Genomic DNA, 20,739 nt, shown 5'->3' on the forward strand with positions numbered 1-20,739 from the left:
TTCTATATTTGTCACACAAAATTTAAAATCCGAGAAAGATCATGAAACGTGCTTTAAAAATTTGCTTATTAGCCATATTCGTAGTTGCTGCCGGTTTTACAGGTGCTCAAGCACAAAAATTTGCGCATATTGATTCACAAGCATTAATTGCAGTGATGCCAGAAACAGCAACCGCACAAACTGCAGTTGAAAAAGAAGCTGGTAATATGGAAGAGTTGATGGGAACTATGCAAACAGAGTATCAAACAAAACTTGCCGAGTTTACTCAAAAAGGAGATTCATTGTCAGAGATTGTACGTCAGGCAAAAATTGAAGACCTACAAAATTTGGAACAGCGTATTCGTAATTTTCAACAAACTGCATCTCAAAAATTGCAACAAAAGCAAGGTGAGTTAATGCAGCCAATATTGAAAAAAGCAAATGATGCGATTGAAGCAGTTGCAAAAGAACAAGGTGTAACTTATGTTTTCGATGCAAATGCATTGCTTTATAAAGCTACAGAAAGTACTGATTTGCTTCCTTTGGTAAAAGCAAAATTAGGAATTCAATAATACTGAAATTATGTTTCAAGGGAAGCCATTTGTCATTTGACAGATGGCTTTTTTTTACCTTTGTGTAAAATGTAATTCATGTCGAAGATAAAGCCTATAGGAGTTTTTGATTCTGGTTATGGCGGATTAACCGTTTTAAAGGAAATTGTTAAGGCATTGCCGGATTACGATTTTGTTTACCTTGGAGATAATGCACGCACTCCATATGGAACGAGATCGTTTGATGTCGTATATGAATATACTCTGGAAGCAGTTAAGCGGTTATTTGAAATGGATTGCCACCTGGTGATTCTTGCCTGTAATACTGCATCCGCAAAAGCGTTGAGAAACATTCAACAAAAGGATTTGCCTCTAATTGCTCCAGATAGGAGAGTGCTTGGAGTGATTCGACCTAGTATTGAAGCAGCAGCTGAAATGACAAATAATGGTCATGTTGGCGTCCTTGGAACCAATGGAACGGTGTCATCTGAATCGTATCCTGTTGAGCTTCAAAAATGGTCCGAAGGCAAAGTGAAAGTAACTACTCAGCAAGCGTGTCCGATGTGGGTTCCAATTGTTGAAAACAATGAAATTGGAACTCCTGGAGCCAACTATTTTGTGGAAAAGAATATCAGGCAGCTTTTTGATTCAGATTCTGAAATAGACAGCCTGATATTGGGATGTACGCATTACCCTCTTTTAATTGATAGTATCCGAGATTTTTTGCCAAATCAGTCAATAAAAATTATTGAGCAAGGGAAAATTGTTGCAGGGAAATTACAGGATTACCTTCAGCGACATCCCGAGATAGATGCAAATTGCACGAAAAACGGAACTATTCAATATTTTACTACAGAGCAGCCCGAGTTGTTTGATTCTCGTGCCCAGCAGTTTTTAGAAGAAGAGATCAAGTCAATAAAAATGCATTTTTGACTTTTACCAAAGATTCTCAGGGTAAACTCCAGCCTCAGTTAATTTTTGAATTTGTGCTACTACGTACTCTTTGTCTTCGGGGTAGGTTACTCCAAACCAGGGTGAATCTGCCTGAATAACTTTTGATTGTGCTTCACCAGTCTTTATAAGTTCAAAAACTACTGAAGGAATGTAAAACTCAGACTTTGGCAGGTGGATCTGTTCATTCAGAAAAGTCTTAAACTGATTTTCCAGATGGGCAAATAGGGTCGGGTGAAAACCCCAGAAGTTCATGGACACCTTTTCATTTTCTTCCAAACTTGTTTTACTTTCATCTTTATCGGTGAAGTAAATTCCACTGTCTTCACGTGCAATCTTGGTGCGTTCGGTGATTTCGATTAAATTGTCGTTACCATCTGTTTTGCAAACACCACGTGATACTGTCCCGAAGTCTGACAAAGTATTTTTTAGTTGGTATCCAACCATTCCATATTGGTTTGCAGATACTTCATTTTTGAAAAAATCGGCAATTGCCTGAAAAGCTGCGGCTCCATAAAAATCGTCAGCATTAATAGCAGCAAAAGGCTCATTAATCACATCTTTTGCCATTAAGATAGCATGGCCAGTTCCCCACGGTTTTTCACGCCCTTCTGGTAAGGTATATCCATCAGGTAATTTATCTAACTCCTGGTAAACATACTCTACCTCAATTTTACCGCTCAATCGCTCATCAAAAATAGCCTTAAACTCATCTGCAAAGCTTTTTCTGATCACAAAAACCACCTTTCCAAAACCAGCCCTTATCGCGTCAAAAACTGAGTACTCAATGATTGTTTCTCCATTTGGGCCAACAGGCTCTATTTGTTTAAGTCCGCCGTAACGACTTCCCATTCCTGCAGCTAATATTAATAGGGTTGGTTTCATATCTATATCGATTTTTGTAATTTCTAATTTTAAATTCAGGCTATCTATTCTTTATACCAGCCAGCATACATCCCGTATGAGTTGGCAATTCTGTTAATTTCTCCTTCCAGTAGTTCGGTACTGATGGATTTTACTTTTTTAGCGGGAATACCTGCATACACGCTTCCAGATTCAACTTTCGTACCCTTTGTTACAACAGACCCAGCTGCAATAATGGTATTACTTTCTATAACTGCATCGTCAAGCACAACTGCATTCATTCCAATCATCACATTATCCTTTATGGTACATCCATGAACAATTGCACCATGGGCAATGGTTACGTTGCTGCCAATATTTGTAGGTGATTTTTTATAGGTAGCATGAATAACTGCGCAATCCTGTATATTGGTATTATTTCCGATTTTTATGTAGTGAACATCACCGCGTAAAACTGCACTGTACCAAACACTGCAATCTTTTCCCATGATAACATCTCCGATAACTACCGAATTTTCCGCCAAAAAGCAGTTCTCGCCAATCTCAGGAGTTTTCCCGTTTAGTGTTTTTATAATAGCCATTATCTGTATTCTTTATAAATTATTCGCAAAGATATTAAAAGCTTTAAATAATGTAAATGAGTCATGGAAACCTTATTAATAAATGGTTATTTTTGTTTGTTTAGGTTGTTGGATCATTTAGTAAAAAATGAATTCAAAATTATAATTCGTTATTTTTGGAATCGATTTCAGGGAAAATTATCAACGAAATTGTAGGTAATAAAAATATATGTTACATGAAAGATGCTAAAGTAATTGAACTTGAAGAGGTAGCCATTCGGTTTTCCGGTGATTCAGGAGATGGTATGCAGTTGACAGGAACTTTATTTTCTGATGCTTCTGCTTTGTTTGGAAATGATATTTCAACCTTCCCCGATTACCCATCAGAAATACGTGCCCCTCAAGGTACCGTAGGTGGAGTATCAGGGTTTCAGGTGCAGTTTGGACACAAGCAAATTAATACTCCGGGTGATTATGCCCATGTATTGGTTGCGATGAATCCAGCAGCTGTAAAGGCTAATTCAACATTTATGAAGCCAGGGGGAACGATTATTTATGATGTGGACTCCTTCACCGAAAAGAATCTTGAAAAGGCAAAATTTACAACCGATGATCCTTTTGCGGAATGTAATTTGGAAGATTTTTTTAAGATTCCTGTTCCGATTACAAATTTAACACGTGAAAGTCTTAAAGAATATGGATTGGATAACAAATCAGTACTCCGAAGCAAGAATATGTTTGCTTTAGGATTGGTTTGTTGGATGTTTGGTCGTCCACTTGACTATATCGAGAATTTTATAAAAACTAAATTTGCCAAAAAACCGATTGTTGTTGAAACCAACCTAAAGGTATTACACGATGGTTATAATTATGGAATGAACATGCAGCACATGACGCCGCAATACATTGTTCATCCTGCTGCTATCGAAAAAGGTATTTATCGCAACGTTAATGGTAACCATGCAACAGCTTGGGGATTTTTAGCTGCGGCAGAAAAAGCGGGCTTGGAGCTTTTCCTTGGGTCATATCCTATCACTCCTGCTACAGATATTCTTTCAGCACTTTCAGAACGTAAGGATTTAGGGGTTAAAACCTTTCAGGCAGAAGATGAGATTGCCGGTATTTGTACTGCTATTGGAGCCGCTTTTGCTGGTGATTTAGCAATCACAAATACATCCGGTCCTGGTTTTGCATTGAAGTCGGAAGCACTTGGTTTATCTGTTATGACTGAGCTTCCATTAGTTGTTGTGAATGTACAACGTGGTGGTCCTTCTACTGGTCTTCCTACGAAGACTGAGCAGTCTGATTTGCTTCAAACATTATACGGAAGAAATGGTGAAAGCCCTGTGGTTGTATTAGCTGCAAGTACTCCTTCAGATTGTTTCTACTATGCATATTTATCCGCAAAAATAGCTCTGGAACGTATGGTTCCGGTTGTATTACTTACTGATGGTTTCTTAGGAAATGGTAGCGAACCATGGCGTGTTCCATCAATGGATGAACTGCCATCAATCACTCCAAGAGTTGCAAAGAACAGTGAAGGTTTTAATGCCTATGCACGCGATCCTGAGACTTTAGCTCGTGAATGGGCATTCCCTGGAATGGAAGGTTTCCAACACCGTATTGGTGGGTTGGAGAAAAATATTCAGGGAACGGTGAGTCACGATCCGGAAAATCACCAAAGAAACTGTGAGATCAGAGCTGAAAAAGTAGAGAGGGTTTCAAATATGATTCCTGAATTGGAAGTTTGTGGCGATGAAGATGGTGATTTATTAGTTGTTGGTTGGGGTGGTACTTATGGACACATGATCAGCGTGGTTCGTGAGATGCGTAAAGAAGGTAAGAAAGTGAGTTTGGCTCATTTCAACTTCATTAAGCCTCTTCCTAAAAATACAAAAGAAGTTTTCAGTAAATTCAAAAAGATTGTGGTTTGCGAACTCAACCTTGGACAATTTGCTTCATACTTGCGCGATAAGTTGCCTGAGTTTACGTACCACCAGGTAAATAAAGTAAAAGGACTTCCTTTTACAGTGCTTGAATTGAAAGAGAACTTTGAAAAATTATTGGAGGACTAATCATGACAGAATTTACATATACAGCAAAAGATTTTAAGAGCGAAAACGAAGTTCGCTGGTGTCCGGGATGTGGTGATTATGCCATTATGAATTCCGTGCAGCGTGCAATGGCCGAATTGAATATTCCACACGAGAAGTTTGCCGTTATTTCCGGTATTGGTTGTTCATCGCGTTTCCCATATTATATGAGTACCTATGGATTTCATACTATTCATGGTCGTGCAAGTGCAATCGCATCAGGTGTTAAAACTGCGAACCCAGATTTAAATGTATGGGTGATCACTGGTGATGGTGATGCAATGGCAATTGGAGGAAACCATTTTATTCACTTGGTTCGTCGTAATATCGATTTAAACGTCGTTCTTTTCAATAATAAAATTTACGGTCTTACGAAGGGACAATATTCCCCAACATCTGACAGAGGTAAGGTGACAAAAACTTCACCTTTCGGAACCATCGAAGATTCGTTTGTACCTGGTCAATTAGTGATTGGCGCCCGTGGAACATTCTTTGCCCGAGCAGTTGACTCCAATGTGAAGCATACGCAGCAGGTAATGATTGAAGCCACAAAGCATAAAGGTACATCGTTGGTTGAAGTACTTCAAAACTGTGTGATTTACAATCAAGGAATTCATGCTGAGATTGCAGATCCAAAGTTCAGAGCAGAACGTCAATTATTCCTGGAGCATGGCAAGCCAATGATTTTTGGACAAGAGAATGAAAAGGGAATCGTGATGGAGAAGGGCAGATTAAAAGCTGTTACTATTGGTCAGGATGGCTACAAGATGGATGATGTTTTGGTGCATGATGCCAAAGAACTTGACCCTAGTTTGCATCTTTCTCTGATAAATATGTCGTTGCCTGATTTGCCAGTAGCTATGGGTGTTATCAGGAGTGTTGACGCCCCTATTTATGATGAAGAAATGACCAAGCAGATCGAGGCTGTTCAGGCAAATCGCAAGGTTTCAAAAGTTGAGGATTTATTGAAGTCAGGGAATACCTGGGAAGTTAATGATGAAAATAGCAGCGAACCGGTACCATTTTTTAAGAGGATTAAATGCCCATTGGATTAAGTTTGTTTTTGAACATATCTATATAACAAAAGGAGGCGAGTGCCTCCTTTTGTATTGTATGCGGTATTTTGGTCGTTTTTTTTATTCAGGTTTTCGTTATTCGGACATTACCGGAACAATAACCTTATTCTTATTTACGCTGAATTTATAAAGGCCTGTTTCAGGATTCCACTCTTTTATTACCGGAACAATTCGTGTTTTCCTGGGACTCACTTTCTCCTGGTCATAGTGAATATGGTACACATAGTACAATTGACCGTCCAGTCCAGTAAATAAATCTCCATGGCCGGAACCATTTTCGCCAACGATTGAACGATGAATGATTGGGCTGTCTTTTTGTTTTACCCAAGGACCGTAGGGGGAATCAGCAACTGCATAGCCAACAGAATAGTCAATATTCATGAAATGGTTGGCTGAATAGAAAAGATAGTATTTATCCTTTAATTTGATAACTGTCGGGCCTTCCATGATTGGAGCTGACTTATAATTAGGAGTTGCTTCCCATGGCTCTGTTTGATCGAAGCATTTTGTTAGCGTTTCTGGCTTGATTTTACCTTTTCCCATATCAAATTCTGCTACCCATAAGTAGTTTCCATCGTTAAATCGAACGTGATAGAGGTAATATTTGCCATCATCATCTTTGAAAACAAATGAGTCAATATTTTTCTCTGAGCCATCAATTGGGGCAACTTCCTTTTGTCTGTATGGACCCAATAACGAATTTGATTCAGTCAATACGGTTTGTTCATTAGCCGTATGTGTAAAATAATAAGTATGATCTACCTTGAAAATTTGTGGTGCCCAAAAGCCCCGGTCACCATATGTATGATCCCCCTTTGTCAATATCATATATACTGATTCATTAGCCCCGGCAGGTGGAGCCCATGTTTTCAGATCAGTAGATTCCAGAACAGAAAAACCAGATGGTCCCCCTCTTTGTCCTCCTGTACCAGTCAAATAGTAGGTGCCATTTTCAACATAGATTGTTGGGTCTGCAAAAAATAGTTCTTGCTTTTCCTGCGCTGTCAGATTCATTGCGCAGAACAAAATGATGGAATAGATAATAAGAGATTTCATTTTATTAATTCTTTATAGTTCTTATTTATTGAAGTTTCATATTCAGTGTTCGAGCCTATTTGGATTTTGGAGTGCTCATCAACTGTCGCATCTAGTTATTAGTCCTTTTAATAAATACAGTTAAAATTTTAAAAGCACTCACTAAATTGCATTAAAGACAATCAAAATAACGATGAACCTTAACCGTTGAGATAATTATTATAAAGATGAATTTAAATATTCCGATACTTTTCTTTGTTTCTTTTTCTTTCGTGGGAACAAAAAATAGTCAGTTGTCCTGTTTTTTTGTTTTAACGCAGTTTACGTTTCCACAAAATGCGTGCTATAAAAACAAACAAGCTGGCAAGAAAATCGAGTGCAACACATATAAAGATTACAACACTTGCAAAAAACATATCAGAGTCATCGATAAATGCGAAAGCTGCATCCGACAAAAAGAGACCCATAATCAGGGCACCAACTCCCAAAATGATGAGTAGTTCTTTTTTTTCTTCCTTGGTACGCTTGTAAATTCTAACAATCCAAATTAATCCATATGCAATTAGTAGCTGAAAAACTATATTTAAGGAAAATCCTACGATAGCCGATGCCGGTTCTGTATTTTGTGAATGGTTGAATAAAATTATGGGGATTATCACAAGGGTAATAATAAGTACTACTGCAGTTATTAATCCTACACTTAGATATAACATACGATGCCAAAGAATTTTCTTTTCCATGGTTAATTTCTCCAGTTTTTTATCAATGAATGAATTTAGGAGCAGAGTTTGCCGTACTTATTTTACAATTTCACTTTCTGCATATTTAATTTGTTTTTTCAATGCTTCGATAGCAACACTCGTACATTTAAGTTTCAATTTTTCTAAATTTTCTGTGTTAGAATTTTCAGCAAACAGGTTATTGTATGAAAAATAGTCATGATGACCATTTAGTAAAAACGAGAATGCATTTTCACCCTTATTGTTTAATACGAAAATATGAATGCCAAATACATTCACACTTTCAGACTGTTGTGGCGGGAAAAGAATTTCCAACATAACGTAGTAGTTCGGGTTTGATTCATTTTCTTTAATTGCACTAGCTAGTTTGCTCATGTCGTTGTTGAAAAAATCAAATTGAGATTGACCTTGTAATTCCCCGGGGGCGATGATATTTTCTTTATACTCAGCACTCAGTTTTAGTTTAGATTGAAGCAATTCTGAAAAGGATTTAGCTGATGTTTGTGACCAAGTGGTGGAATCTGGTGTTCGAATGATGGTTGGATAAACAACAAACTTCGATTGCTTATAGGTTTTAATAAAAGTGCTCGATAATTCGCTTTCAGGTCTAAACCCGGGATTAACCAGAACATCGGAGAGGATTTCTTTAATTTGTTCAGATAATTCTTTGTGATCTTCTAAGTATTCTTGGGCTGAGTCGGCAATTGAAACAGGGTCCAGTATGCCTTCATAAATATTGAATTGATCAATTGTACCAAACCAGGTTGCGTCATTTCTATATCCTGACTTACACAAATAAGCAAACTGGTTGCTCAGATTGCCTATAGTGTTATAGGGGAACTGATCAATGGTGTTCGTGCTAACTAAAAGTCCATCGATATAAAATTTGATCTCATGATTATCAAAAGTGCTAACCACATGATGATATTTTGAATCTTTCAGTTCATTAGCTTTCACATCCGTACCAACTGCCCATGGCGTTTGTGAGTTCTTACAGGAGATGGCAGTTACGCTATTGCCGCCATTGGTGAGGGACTGAAAAATATAGTCTGTTCCAAAGTCGCCCACAGAGTTTCCAAAATAGGAAAACATGGTAAAAAACGCATTCAGGTGGCCTGCTCCAAGATAAACTTCGAGAGATAAAGATTTAAAGTTGTTGATATTAATCTTATCAGCTGGGAGAACGATGAATTGGCCCTCAGAAAAAGTCACATATTCTCCATTAATAATCTCGCCGCCATTTTTTATACCATTGGCTTCTCCAACGATATCATTAGCAGTTCCGTCGTCAAAAGTGTAGGAATGTTTCAATACGGGGGTTTGTGCCTGAATTTCCATTGAGAAAAGAGCCAATAAACAAAAAACAAGAATTGCATTCAGACAGAAGATGTGTACGATTGAAGTTACGGGTTTGAACCTCAACCAATGTTGAAGTAAATTTTTCATAACATTTTGGATTTGATCTATATACAAGTTACGAAAACTAACTGTTTTTTTTCGTGATTAATCTCACAGGTATATAAACCAACATGAAGTCTGTATATTTGGGTGTTTTCGAGGCGTTAACGCTTTCCTCTCCAATGAATTGCTTATATAATTTGACTTGCCAAATTACTGTCGCATATCACTATCAATCTGATGAATTACTTGCAACTACTATTTATTTCTCTAAAATTCCTTTTTCTACACTATTCTCAATTAGCTTTTCTGCATAATTCCACAACTTGGTCGAACCCTCTTTTATTACTTTCTTCTTTTCGTAGACAGTATGATATTTCACGCCGTATTCTTTCCATGTTCCTCCATTATTCGACGTATTTTGCAGGAGCGGTTCAAGTCTGTCCATCGACCTTGCAAATTTTGCCTCATTAGAAATCCCGTCTTCAAATTCAGTCCAGATTTCGATAAATTCTTTTGCTTGTTTTTCAGGTAGAATACCAAAAATACGCTTGGCGGATTTTAACTCTTCTTCGGTGTTATCGTGATTCTTATCTTGGTCGTATATAAAAGTGTCTCCAGCATCTATTTCCACGATATCGTGTATTAATACCATCTTTATAACCTTTGACAAATCAATTTCTTTATCGGAATATTCACTTAAAACAATTGCCATCATTGCTAAATGCCAACTGTGTTCTGCATCATTTTCGTTCCGGTCACTACTAAATAACTTTGTCCGTCTCTGGATGTACTTTATTTTATCAATTTCCTTAATAAATTCTATCTGCTTCAATAAATCCTCGGTAGTCATGTCCTTATCGTTTTTACTTTGTTGCTATTGGTCATTTTACTCGTACGCAGTCAGCCCCGCCTGCGATATGAAAACTTGTTAGCGTTTCGTAATTTATCTTCTTCTTATTTTTCCTTTTTCGATTTTATTAATTCTTCAATTTTGTCAAATGATTCTCCCCAACCTTTCACCATGAACGGTTTCATATCATTGAAGGTTTTTCTTTCTATTTCCTTTGATTCCCCAAAAATTTCCCATTTAACAGTCATCTTTACTTTATTTTCTAAATCTTGAACAAAATTGACCGACAAAAGCAAACTGTCGGGATAGGTTTCTGAAAATGGGGCTTTAATAAAATTTCCATCTTTGTCACAAAAGTACTGCACATAAACCAATTCTTTATTTGGATTAATCGTTTTATAGTGTAATTTTCCATACTTTGTTAATCCGTCTGGTGTTGTCATTTGCCAATGTGCACTTTCTCCTTCTTTTACGTCAGCATTTAGAAACGACATATCTGCTCCTGCGGGTCCCATCCAACTCGTGTATATTTCCGGGGTAATCCACATATTAAACAAAGTATTTGCATCCGTTTCAAATGTATGGCTGATGACAAATGTGTCTTCACGATTTTGATTTTCTATACTTTTTGTTTCCATTTCATCATTTTGTTTTTTTTGTCCTGAATCTTTGTTTGTTTTATCCATACAAGCACAAAGTATGAAACTTGACAAGATTAAAATTCCAGTTATTCTTCTCATTTGAATTTTGTTATTAGTTCTTATATCTGTCATTTCAAGCTGACGTAAAACGGTAGTTAATCAATAACCTAATTTTATGCCGTTTAGTTTTCAATATATTACCTTTTTAAAAGCATATTATCCGAATAATTCTTTCAATTAGGGTGGTGTCTAGGTAGTCTGACGGTGGTGGTATGAGGTCGTTGCGGATTTCGAAGATCGTTCCAGTCTGAGAGGACATAAACTGCATAATGTGAATCGGCAGTTGGCATACCACTAAACCCCCTCCTGCCATATAGAATTTGTTATGTAGCGATTTTCATTCATAATTCAATTAGTCCATTTGTATATAAAATGATAACAGTTACAAAAGGAAGCAAAAATGTCAAAATCCATAAGAAAAGAATTAAGATTTTTCCTCCAACTTTAATGTCTTTATCCGGTTGCTTTTGAATGACCTGTTTCATAACATCAATCACTCGATTTTCTGCAGGAATTGGAAAATATCGTTTAGGTTTCAACATGTTAGAAATGGCTTTGATATTCAATGCGATCTCGTCTCGAAGTGTCCAATATTCTACATTTGATAGGGCGCTAAAATCTCTGTCAATATCAAATCCTTTATTTTTGATGTAAACTTTGAATTTCCTCATTTCTGTCTGGTTCTTAATTTGCAGCAATAGAAAAAACGGAATTACTAATAAGATGTAAGATTCCTGTTTTAATGCAATCAGACTTATTACGATTATTGAAATCCAGATAAAAACAATATTTATTTTCTCATTTCTTTGGAAAAACATACTTTTTAAAATTTGTCCACCGTCTAAAGGCAATACTGGCAGCAGATTAAACAAATTAAGAAATACAAATATTTCTCCAGTTCTCCATAAAAAATCGTTTTCCGTTACTAATCCTGCACCGGTCAAACAAGAGCCTATTAAAACACCAGGTAATGGTCCTGCAAGTGAAATTATTGTTTTTTGTTTTTGTGAAATTTCTTCTTTCTGTCCAGACGCAAGTGCGCCGATTAATGGTATGAAAAATATACTCAAGTCTTTGTATTTATAAAATCTCATTGCAAAGAAATGACCGAGCTCGTGAATTAAAATAACTCCTGTCAGTACGAGTATATATTGTAAGTCCCACTTGAAGATGAAATAAAAAGCAGCTATAAATAACACAAAACTGATTAATGATTTCCTAGTCGATTGTTTTCTCTCGTCAGGAATTGGCTTTTCTGGGAATTCAGGTTCAGTATTAAATGTTTGATTTTTTTTTCTCTTTTTGACTTCGTTTTCGGCAGCCAAAATAGCCTCACTGTCCAAACTGTCAGGATTTTCTTTTATGATTTCTTCCAGTTGAGAATCAGTTTTTATATCCATTATTTTTTTCCAATTATATGCTGTCATGCTCTTCTTTTAAATTGCTACATAAGGTATCTGTAATGGCACATTTGTGCTATTTATATTCGTTACAAAATGTGTCATTTATAATATTATAGTATTGTAAGTAGTACATGGGGTAGTTCGTATTATTTTCATGATTTTGGGTGTTGTTGATTTTTTAACTGACCCAATTTACAAAAATGATCAGAAAATATAATTATGTCTAGCTAATTTGGATGAATAATAAAAAGCTTTCGAGTGGATATATAATGAAGGTTTACTATAAAGTGTATTTTACGTTGCCAAAAATCGATTTGTTGAACGATCTGATTTGCTCCGTTTACCCTGGCACCAACTCAGCTGCGGCAACTATTCATTTCCCGAAATGGAAAACTTATTTAGTTTGCATTTCAATTCATTTCGCAAACTCTCCAATGCATTTTTATTGCACAAAAACACGTTCCGCTCGCATTCCGACGACGTTTTTATGAGAAAAAAACTGGTTTTAGTGCGCGCAAAACCGGTTTTTGTCAGAATAAAATGGGTTTTTGAGCAAAATAAGCGAGTTGTTGTGCTCCCAAACATGCAGTTGATGCAAGTTAAACCGGAAAACGTCCAGTCCAACTTCGTTTTAGTTGGTTAAAACGGGCTCTCGTTGCGGATGAGGGAAAGCTGATTTTCATTTTTGGTAAACGGTGTCAACCTTTTTTGGCTTCCTTTTTCGTATTAGGCCGTCTATTTTTCCTAATTTCATAGGATTAAAATTAATGTCCATCTCATAAAATAAATTGAATAATGGAAAATCTGGAAAATATTTCACTGTCATCGATTTACAAGCATAAAAAGAGCGACCGGGATATTTTTGAGGAATTGATGCCGACAAAAGTAAAGGAAGTAATGTTGGTTGCTACGCTGTATGATAGTTATTCCATTGTTCGCGAAGGTCAGTTTACCGATAAGATTTTTGGCGAGTTCCTGCAATTGAACCTCTATACTCATCCGCGGTTTACCAGTGTTAACTCCGAAAAAGAAGCCTTAAGGGCAATGAAGGAACGAAACTTTGACCTCGTTATAATAATGGTTGGAGTTGATAAAGATATCCCGGTGAAACTGGCTGATGTCATTCACAAAACTGATTCTGAAGTTCCTATTTTACTATTGGTGAATAACAATGGAGACTTACGGTATTTCCAGGAAGCTGCGCACCAGTTCGATTCCATTGACCGAGTTTTTGTATGGAATGGTAATTCCAATGTGTTCCTGGCGATGGTGAAATACATTGAAGATAAAAAGAATATTGAGGCTGATACCCGAAACGGAAATGTGCGAATGATTTTGCTGGTTGAAGATTCTATTCAATATTATTCGCGCTATTTACCGCTGCTCTACACCAACATCATGACGCAGACCCAAAACCTGGTGCAGGATGAGTCGACGGATGAATTGCATATGATATTAAAAATGAGGGCGCGTCCAAAGGTTATTTTGGTGAGCACGTATGAGGACGCAATTGAAATGCTTAATAAATACAGGGATTACCTGCTGAGTGTAATTTCGGATGTGAAATTTTTAAGGAATGGAGTCGAAGATCCGGAAGCAGGGGTTGAACTATTGAAATATGTGCAGCAAATTCTTCGTTTTCCAGTGCCTTTGCTTTTACAAAGTCACGATGTAAACAACGCAGCACGTGCCCGGGAAATTGGTGCTGAATTCATTGATAAAAACTCGGAAAGTCTTTCATTGGATATCCATAATTTCATATACAAACGCTTGGGGTTTGGCAGTTTTGTTTTTAAAGATCGTGATGGAAATCCGCTAATGGTGGCTCGAAATCAGCAGGAGTTTCAGGAAATGTTTAAGGTAGTTCCGGATGATGCGTTGGCTTATCATGGGCAACGAAATTCGTTTTCTACCTGGTTAATGGCGCGCGGTGAGATTAATGTTGCCGAGCAATTGCTGCCTTATCGTTTCGAAGATTTTAAGAATCCGGATGACTTGCGCCAGTTTTGTTTGGACGTATTTGAGCGGGTGAGATTGAAAAAACTTCGTGGACGAATCATCAATTTTGATCCCAATTTAGTTCGAAGTGATCGCTATATTGTTCGAATGGGAAAAGGCTCACTTGGGGGTAAGGGTAGGGGAATGGCTTTTATGAGCAACTTTATTGAGAATATTGATTTTCGGAAAATCATCCCCAATATTAATATTCGTATTCCTGCCACGGCCATTATTGGTGCCATTGAGTTTGATAAATTCATTGAGCAAAATAATCTGTACGAGGAAATATATGGTAGCAACGATTACGAGCGTATTAAAAATATTTTCCTCGAGTCGCACATGAGCGATAGCCTGAAAAAACGTCTTTTCAGTTATGTTGAAGAAATGGACAGGCCGCTGGCTATTCGATCTTCCGGCTTATTTGAAGATTCGCTTTTGCAACCTTTTTCCGGGGTTTATTCCACCTACCTGATCCCTAACAACCATCCCGATATTTACGTGCGGTACCATCAGTTGGAAACGGCCATCAAGCTGGTTTATGCAAGTATTTTTACTGAATCTGCTACTTCTTATTTTGATGCGGTTAGTTATAAAATTGAAGAGGAAAAAATGGCTGTGGTTATTCAGGAAGTTGTTGGGCATCATTACAATGGTCATTATTATCCATCGGTGAGCGGTGTGGCTCAATCCTACAATTATTATCCGGTCGCTTACATGGAGCCCGAAGATGGTTTTGCGGTGGCTGCTGTTGGTTTGGGAATGTATGTGGTTGGTGGTGAAAATGCGTATCGGTTTTGTCCAAAATATCCGAATATCAACCCTACAAATGTGAAAGATCAGGTTCGCGATTCGCAAAAAGAGTTTTATGCCATTGACTTGTCACGTACCGAAATCGATTTGGTGAATGATGGGGAGACCGCTGCCATTGAGAAGTATAAAATTAAAGTAGCTGAAGAAAATGGGGTGTTGCAATATTGTGCGTCGGTTTATGATCGCGAGAATGATGATTTGGTTCCCGGTGTTGATATTGACGGGCCAAGAGTGATTGACTTTGCAAATATTTTGAAGTATAACTACATCCCATTGGCAGAAACATTGAGTTTTCTATTGCGTTTGTTTAAAGAGGCCATGGGGTCGCCAGTGGAAATGGAATATGCTGTCGACCTGGAAAAGGGTGATAATGGATTTCCAACGTTCTATTTGCTTCAGATAAAACCATTAATTCGGCACGAAGAACAGGTTGAAATTGATCTGGGTGATGTGCAGGATGAAAACATCTTTATGTATGCGCAGCGTGGAATGGGAAATGGAATGATTGACTCGGTAAGTGATGTAGTTTATATTGATCCGGAGAAATTTGATAAGTTAAAAACACGGGAAATTGCGAGGGAGATCAACCAGATCAATAAACAAATGGAAGCCGAAGGCAGGGAATATATATTGGTTGGACCCGGAAGGTGGGGAACCCGCGATCCGTTTACCGGCATTCCGGTTAGTTGGGCGCAAATATCAAAAGCCCGGGTAATTGTTGAAATGGGCTTGCCGGAATTTCCATTGGATGGTTCATTGGGATCTCATTTTTTCCATAATGTGACTTCAATGAATGTTGGTTATTTTTCGATTCCTCATCATTCAAGAAATGCTCATTTAAATCTCGAACTTCTAAAAGACCAGCAATTAATAGATGACTTGAGTTACGTGAAACACGTTCGATTTAAGAAACAATTGACCATTTTAATGGATGGCCGTAAACGTGAAGCATTAATTCGTTTTTAAAAAAGATGAGGCTGTGGCAAAAGCCCATAAACTCATAGCGTTCGTCATCCCAAACTTGTTTCGGGTTCTAACAATCAGAAGAAAAAGATCCTGAAACAAGTTGAGGATGAACTGACTATGAGCTTATAGAACCTTCGTGATTTATATATCGAGTTTATCTTTGTTTTGCGAGAGCCAGTTGTGAAATGTTAAAAGCTCCGGGTTTAGAGTTTTCGTTTTTTCTACGTCTCTGAATCCACAGAAATAATCTTCAAACTCAGCTTTAAACTGAAACATATTCCCTAGATCTTCCGCTCCGGGAAAACCAAAGCTTCGGAATACTTCCGCAGGAACATCATTATACTTCACTTCCTTGCCATATACTTTGCTAAATGTGTCCGCCATTTGTTGTCCGGTTAAATGCTCTCCTGAGATTCCAATCGATTGATTTTTATACTGATCACCGGCTTTGAAAATGCCAAAAGCACTCTTGCCAATATCTTCAGCACTCATGCTTGGAAGTTTTTTATCAGCCATCGGGAATGTAATTGCCAGGTTTCCCTCTTGATCCTTTTGCGGCCCCATGCCGAAATAAATAAAATTATCCCAGTAAAATGACGTGTGTAAAAGGGTGTATGGAATCCCGCTATTCACAAAGAATGCATTTGATTCGCCTTTGGCATCGAAATGGGGAACTTTATATTTTTCCATTAAGGTGGGCAAATGATCATCGTCAAGCGAAACAAACTTTCGGGTATCTTCAAGGGTTGACCAGATGACGTGCTTTACTCCAGCTTCCGTGGCTGCTTCTGCCATGTTTTTTGCGTGTGCCATTTCTTTCTCCGGAGAAAAGTGCTCCCAGAAAAATGTAACACAATAAGCTCCATATGCACCATTGAATGCTTTGGCGAGGCTTTCTTTATTTTCAACATCAGCTTCAACTACTTCTGCTCCAAGTGCTGATAACGCTTTGGCTTTGTCTGAATTAGCATTTCTGGTGATCGCTCTTGCTGAAAATTCTCCACTCGTATCATTTAAAATTGCACGAACCAATCCACCACCTTGAGCACCTGTTGCTCCTACTACTGCTATTATTTTTTTGTTTTCCATTTTTGAAATGATTTTAATTAAAAAGATCAGGTTTTCAATAGGATAACAAATAAAATACCATTTTGTCTTTAATGTTGTGAAAAATTTTTGGTTAAGGTTGGAATGACTTGTTATTACTAGCTTGCGTAAAATCACTAACTTTTCATATAAGCGGTTGAAAGATGTCTTGAACCACTTTTCCTTCATTCTCCCAGCATAGCTCTTTCGATGCATTTTTCAGGTTTGTTTTCCACTGTGCACGCAATTCAGAATTGTTTAATGCCTGCTCAAATTGCGTAGCCATAACTTGGGGATCATGCTTTTCGAGTATCATTCCAATTTGATATTGCTCAACAATTTGCTTCATCTCTGGCAAATTACTAACCATTCCAGGTACTTCTTGTTGAATATAGTCAAAGAGTTTATTGGGTAAGGCAAAACGGTAGTTGAGCCCCATATCTTCTTCAATAGACAATCCAAGATCAGCCTGGGCAGTGATGAACTTCATTTTTTCAAGTGGTATTTTGCCGAGGAAACTAACCTTTTCATTCAGCTTAAGTGTTTGTGCCAGCGATTGAAGCTTCTCACGGATGTCACCATCTCCGGCAATAACAAGTTGAGTATTTTCGATGTGCTGCATTGCTTGAATGGCACATTCCAGGCCACGTCCAACATTTAAGGCTCCCTGGTAAAGAATAATCTTTTTATTTCCGAATTTCAATTTTACATCGTCGGGAATAGTGGCTTTGGAATCAAGTAATGGCAAATTTCGAACAACCCGGAATGGAGTTCCATAAGTTTGCCTGTATATATTGGCAATGGATTCGCAAACTGTATAGGCATACTTGATATTTGGAAGGATCTTTTTTTCAAGCTGTTCCCATGTTTTGCGAACTTTAGGACGGTCAACCAATTCGGGTAATTCTGTAAAATATTCGTGGCTGTCGTATACTAGTGGTTTATTTCGTAATTCAGATGCAATGTAGTTTGCCAATAAGGTATCCAGATCATTGGATAAAAGAACATCAGCCTTTGAGAAAAGAAGCAAAAAAAGCAATCGGATATTGAATTCAATGTAGAAAGCCGGTCCTTTTGTAAAAATCAATTTCATCCTTTTAGTTGAATAGGAACGATTTTCAATGGGGTGGCTGTCAGGTAATTTACGACCAACCAGTGTTACATCAAATCCCATTTTTTGCAGGGTGAGGCAAACTTTATGCACCCGGTTATCAGTTACCAGATCATTAATAACAGAGATATAGATTTGCTTGGACATAATTGGCTTTTCGACAAAATAAACGAAAAAGCGATAGCTTCTATTATCTTTGGCAAAAAAAACAAAATGATCCGGTTTAAAGAACACTATTCACTTCAACAATATAACACCTTTGGTATTGACGCAAAAGCCCGCTATTTCTTTGAATTCACAGAGTTAGAAGATTTAATGGTTTTTCAAGACTCAAATTCAAGCTTTAAAGATTTACCCGTATTATTACTTGGGGGTGGGAGTAATTTGTTATTTGTAAATGATTTTAATGGAGTCGTAATTCATTCAAATGTTCCGGGTATTAAACAGGTAAATGAAGATCGCAATCATGTTTGGCTGGAAGTAGGTGCTGGTGAAGATTGGGATGCATTTGTTGACTATTGTGTGAGGAATGACTTTTATGGATTGGAGAATCTTTCGTTGATTCCTGGAAATGTTGGGGCAGCTCCGGTTCAAAATATTGGTGCATATGGTGTTGAGGTTCAGGATTATATTGATACTGTGAAAGGATATGATCTTCAAACTCAAACTGAATATGATGTATCTGCTTCGGAATGCAAATTTGCCTATCGTAACAGTATTTTCAAAAATGAATTAAAGAATCGCTTTGTTGTTTGTTCGGTCGTTTTTCGTTTGGATAAGTTTCCTGAGTTTAAGCTGAACTATGGACATTTGAAATCTGAAGTTGAAAAATACGGTGAAGTGACTGCTCAAAATGTCAGAAAAGCCGTGATTCAAATTCGCGAGTCGAAGTTGCCAGATCCGGAAGAATTCGGCAATGCCGGTAGCTTTTTTAAAAACCCGGTGGTTTCAAATGAAGAAGCTGAGGCATTGAAGAGCAAGCATGAATTAATTCCTTTGTATCCATCAGGTGATGGACTAACCAAAGTTGCTGCAGGTTGGTTGATAGAGCAAAGCGGTTGGAAAGGATTTCGTGAAGGAGACGCCGGAGTTCATGAAAAGCAAGCACTGGTTTTAGTGAATTATGGAAATGCTACCGGTCAAGAAATTTTTCAGCTTTCCGAAAAAATTAAGCAATCGGTATTTGAAAAATTTGGTATTGAATTGGAGCGGGAAGTAAATGTTATTTAATCAGGAGTTGATCTTAAATTAAATGCAGAAACAAGATAATTCCGGCGTTCACTACGATAATAATTCCAAAACCTTGCAAAACATATTTCCCTATTGATTTATTTCCAAGTGTCTTTGCATAGATCATCTTCAGAATATTATTACTTAGTATTGCCTGAAGTGTGGCCATTGCTATGAGTAGTTGAGTTACATCATATTTCCCTTGAAAAAGATTAAGCAAGAAGGGATCAATATCGGAGAAACCAACGATATATGACAAAATATTTAGTCCGCTTGTGCCGAAATTTTGTAATGTAAATTGGGTGATAAATGAGAAGAACACATATAACAATGCAAAGACTATTGCCACTTTAAACTCAAGCGGATTTTTATCCTCCATAATATTTTCGGAAACTGAGGACTTTTGCACTTTTTTGAACCCTGTATAGAGATAATAGGCTGTTCCAAGGGAAACCAGAAATAGCGTGATAAACCATTTTGCCGTTGCAACCCCAACGGAGAAGTTAAATATTAAAAGCAAAATATAGATGCGAAGAAACATCATTGCCGTTGCAATGATAATGGCTGCAGCGTATTCTCTTGGCGGGGCATTCTGATCTTTGCTCTTTTGGGCGAGGATGATCGTTGTTGCCGTGCTACTATACAATCCGCCAAGTAGTCCGGTTAGGATTAATCCTGCCTCAGGGAAAATAAATTTTCGAAGAATATAGCTCAGATATGAAATACCGGAGATAACGACAATAGCCAGCCAAACTTTATACGGAGACAGGTTTAGAAAAGTGAAGATTTGCTTATCGGGCATTGCGGGTAGAATAATGCCGGCAATAATGATAAACTTTGCAAGGGTGATGAATTCAGATCGGTCAATTTTTTTTGTAAAACCATCAAAGGTGCGTTTCGATTCAGTCAGGATTAGAACGAGCACAAATATTAGCATGGTGAGCCAGTTTGGTTGTGTCGTGATAAGTAAAGGAAACGTGTAGGTTAATAAGGCCAGTATGACTGTAGTGAGTCCAAAGCTCTTTTGAGTGCGTATTTTATGATAGTAGAAAATTCCAAGGAATAAACTTACAACCAAACCTCCGGACAAATATAAAATCATTCCATTCGGTTCGCCAACAAGTAATATAAATCCAAGCAAGCCAATAAAAACAAAAGTACGGTCGGTACCGAAAGTTTGTTGCTCCTCTTTTTCTGAATAATGTTTCCGTTGTTCTAATCCAAGAATAAATGAAAAAACAGCGGTCAACAGAAACTGAATAAATAGTGTGGGTATTTCCTGTAAAAAGTTAGTCATGATAATAAGTTTGGATTTAGAATAGGAGAAAGGACTT

The 20,739-nt window shown here is 37.5% G+C and carries 17 protein-coding genes; 6 read left to right on the forward strand and 11 right to left on the reverse strand.

All coding sequences use genetic code 11. From position 1 onward, the window contains the following. The first annotated feature begins 41 nt into the window (after window positions 1–41). Window positions 42–551, forward strand: a complete 510-nt coding sequence (locus ACUNWD_RS00795) for an OmpH family outer membrane protein (protein ID WP_445585855.1) — start codon at window positions 42–44, stop codon at window positions 549–551. Window positions 552–629: 78 nt separating this feature from the next. Next, window positions 630–1,463 (forward strand): glutamate racemase, encoded by an 834-nt coding sequence (gene murI / locus ACUNWD_RS00800; protein ID WP_445585856.1) that lies wholly within the window; start codon window positions 630–632, stop codon window positions 1,461–1,463. Between the two features lie 3 nt (window positions 1,464–1,466). Here murI and ACUNWD_RS00805 read toward each other — a convergent pair whose 3' ends face one another. Beyond that, complete coding sequence (locus ACUNWD_RS00805) at window positions 1,467–2,366, reverse strand: nucleotidyltransferase family protein (RefSeq protein ID WP_445585857.1); 900 nt, start codon at window positions 2,364–2,366, stop codon at window positions 1,467–1,469. Window positions 2,367–2,410: 44 nt separating this feature from the next. Next, window positions 2,411–2,926 carry a gamma carbonic anhydrase family protein gene (locus ACUNWD_RS00810; protein WP_445585858.1) on the reverse strand — a complete coding sequence of 172 codons (516 nt, stop codon included), beginning with the start codon at window positions 2,924–2,926 and terminating at the stop codon, window positions 2,411–2,413. A gap of 215 nt (window positions 2,927–3,141) precedes the next feature. On the opposite strand from ACUNWD_RS00810, the gene ACUNWD_RS00815 reads away from it, so the two are divergent. Together ACUNWD_RS00815 and ACUNWD_RS00820 are read left to right on the forward strand one after the other, a co-directional pair. Further along, complete coding sequence (locus tag ACUNWD_RS00815; protein WP_445585859.1) at window positions 3,142–4,980, forward strand: 2-oxoacid:acceptor oxidoreductase subunit alpha; 1,839 nt, start codon at window positions 3,142–3,144, stop codon at window positions 4,978–4,980. A 2-nt stretch (window positions 4,981–4,982) separates the two neighbouring features. Then, window positions 4,983–6,053: a 2-oxoacid:ferredoxin oxidoreductase subunit beta gene (locus ACUNWD_RS00820; RefSeq protein ID WP_445585860.1), complete on the forward strand. Its 1,071-nt coding sequence runs from the start codon at window positions 4,983–4,985 to the stop codon at window positions 6,051–6,053. Between the two features lie 96 nt (window positions 6,054–6,149). On the opposite strand, the gene ACUNWD_RS00825 is transcribed toward ACUNWD_RS00820, so the two are convergent. The 6 genes from ACUNWD_RS00825 to ACUNWD_RS00850 all read right to left on the reverse strand — a co-directional run bounded on the left by ACUNWD_RS00825 (window position 6,150) and on the right by ACUNWD_RS00850 (window position 12,228). Then, window positions 6,150–7,130, reverse strand: coding sequence for a glycoside hydrolase family 43 protein (locus ACUNWD_RS00825; RefSeq protein ID WP_445585861.1), 981 nt, complete (start codon window positions 7,128–7,130; stop codon window positions 6,150–6,152). A 290-nt stretch (window positions 7,131–7,420) separates the two neighbouring features. Further along, complete coding sequence (locus tag ACUNWD_RS00830; RefSeq protein ID WP_445585862.1) at window positions 7,421–7,849, reverse strand: hypothetical protein; 429 nt, start codon at window positions 7,847–7,849, stop codon at window positions 7,421–7,423. Window positions 7,850–7,906: 57 nt separating this feature from the next. Further along, the gene (locus ACUNWD_RS00835; RefSeq protein ID WP_445585863.1) at window positions 7,907–9,295 is read right to left on the reverse strand and encodes a LamG-like jellyroll fold domain-containing protein; all 1,389 of its coding nucleotides are present in this window, start codon (window positions 9,293–9,295) and stop codon (window positions 7,907–7,909) included. Window positions 9,296–9,509: 214 nt separating this feature from the next. Further along, a complete protein-coding gene (locus ACUNWD_RS00840; RefSeq protein WP_445585864.1) occupies window positions 9,510–10,100 on the reverse strand; it encodes an HD domain-containing protein in 591 nt (196 codons plus the stop codon). 104 nt (window positions 10,101–10,204) lie between these two features. Continuing rightward, complete coding sequence (locus ACUNWD_RS00845; protein WP_445585865.1) at window positions 10,205–10,840, reverse strand: SRPBCC family protein; 636 nt, start codon at window positions 10,838–10,840, stop codon at window positions 10,205–10,207. A gap of 302 nt (window positions 10,841–11,142) precedes the next feature. Then, complete coding sequence (locus tag ACUNWD_RS00850) at window positions 11,143–12,228, reverse strand: site-2 protease family protein (protein WP_445585866.1); 1,086 nt, start codon at window positions 12,226–12,228, stop codon at window positions 11,143–11,145. A gap of 771 nt (window positions 12,229–12,999) precedes the next feature. On the opposite strand from ACUNWD_RS00850, the gene ACUNWD_RS00855 reads away from it, so the two are divergent. After that, entirely contained in the window at window positions 13,000–15,978 is a 2,979-nt protein-coding gene (locus ACUNWD_RS00855) for a PEP/pyruvate-binding domain-containing protein (protein WP_445585867.1), read from the forward strand. A gap of 141 nt (window positions 15,979–16,119) precedes the next feature. Here the strand turns inward: ACUNWD_RS00855 and ACUNWD_RS00860 are convergent, their stop codons facing one another. After that, the gene (locus tag ACUNWD_RS00860; protein ID WP_445585868.1) at window positions 16,120–17,067 is read right to left on the reverse strand and encodes an NmrA/HSCARG family protein; all 948 of its coding nucleotides are present in this window, start codon (window positions 17,065–17,067) and stop codon (window positions 16,120–16,122) included. Window positions 17,068–17,209: 142 nt separating this feature from the next. Further along, complete coding sequence (locus tag ACUNWD_RS00865; protein ID WP_445585869.1) at window positions 17,210–18,322, reverse strand: glycosyltransferase; 1,113 nt, start codon at window positions 18,320–18,322, stop codon at window positions 17,210–17,212. Window positions 18,323–18,388: 66 nt separating this feature from the next. Between ACUNWD_RS00865 and murB the strand changes: the two genes are divergently transcribed. Further along, window positions 18,389–19,405 carry a UDP-N-acetylmuramate dehydrogenase gene (murB, locus tag ACUNWD_RS00870; protein ID WP_445585870.1) on the forward strand — a complete coding sequence of 339 codons (1,017 nt, stop codon included), beginning with the start codon at window positions 18,389–18,391 and terminating at the stop codon, window positions 19,403–19,405. Window positions 19,406–19,418: 13 nt separating this feature from the next. On the opposite strand, the gene ACUNWD_RS00875 is transcribed toward murB, so the two are convergent. Continuing rightward, window positions 19,419–20,702: an MgtC/SapB family protein gene (locus ACUNWD_RS00875; RefSeq protein ID WP_445585871.1), complete on the reverse strand. Its 1,284-nt coding sequence runs from the start codon at window positions 20,700–20,702 to the stop codon at window positions 19,419–19,421. Window positions 20,703–20,739: the final 37 nt, after the last annotated feature.

It is taken from the genome of Sunxiuqinia sp. A32, from assembly GCF_052690465.1.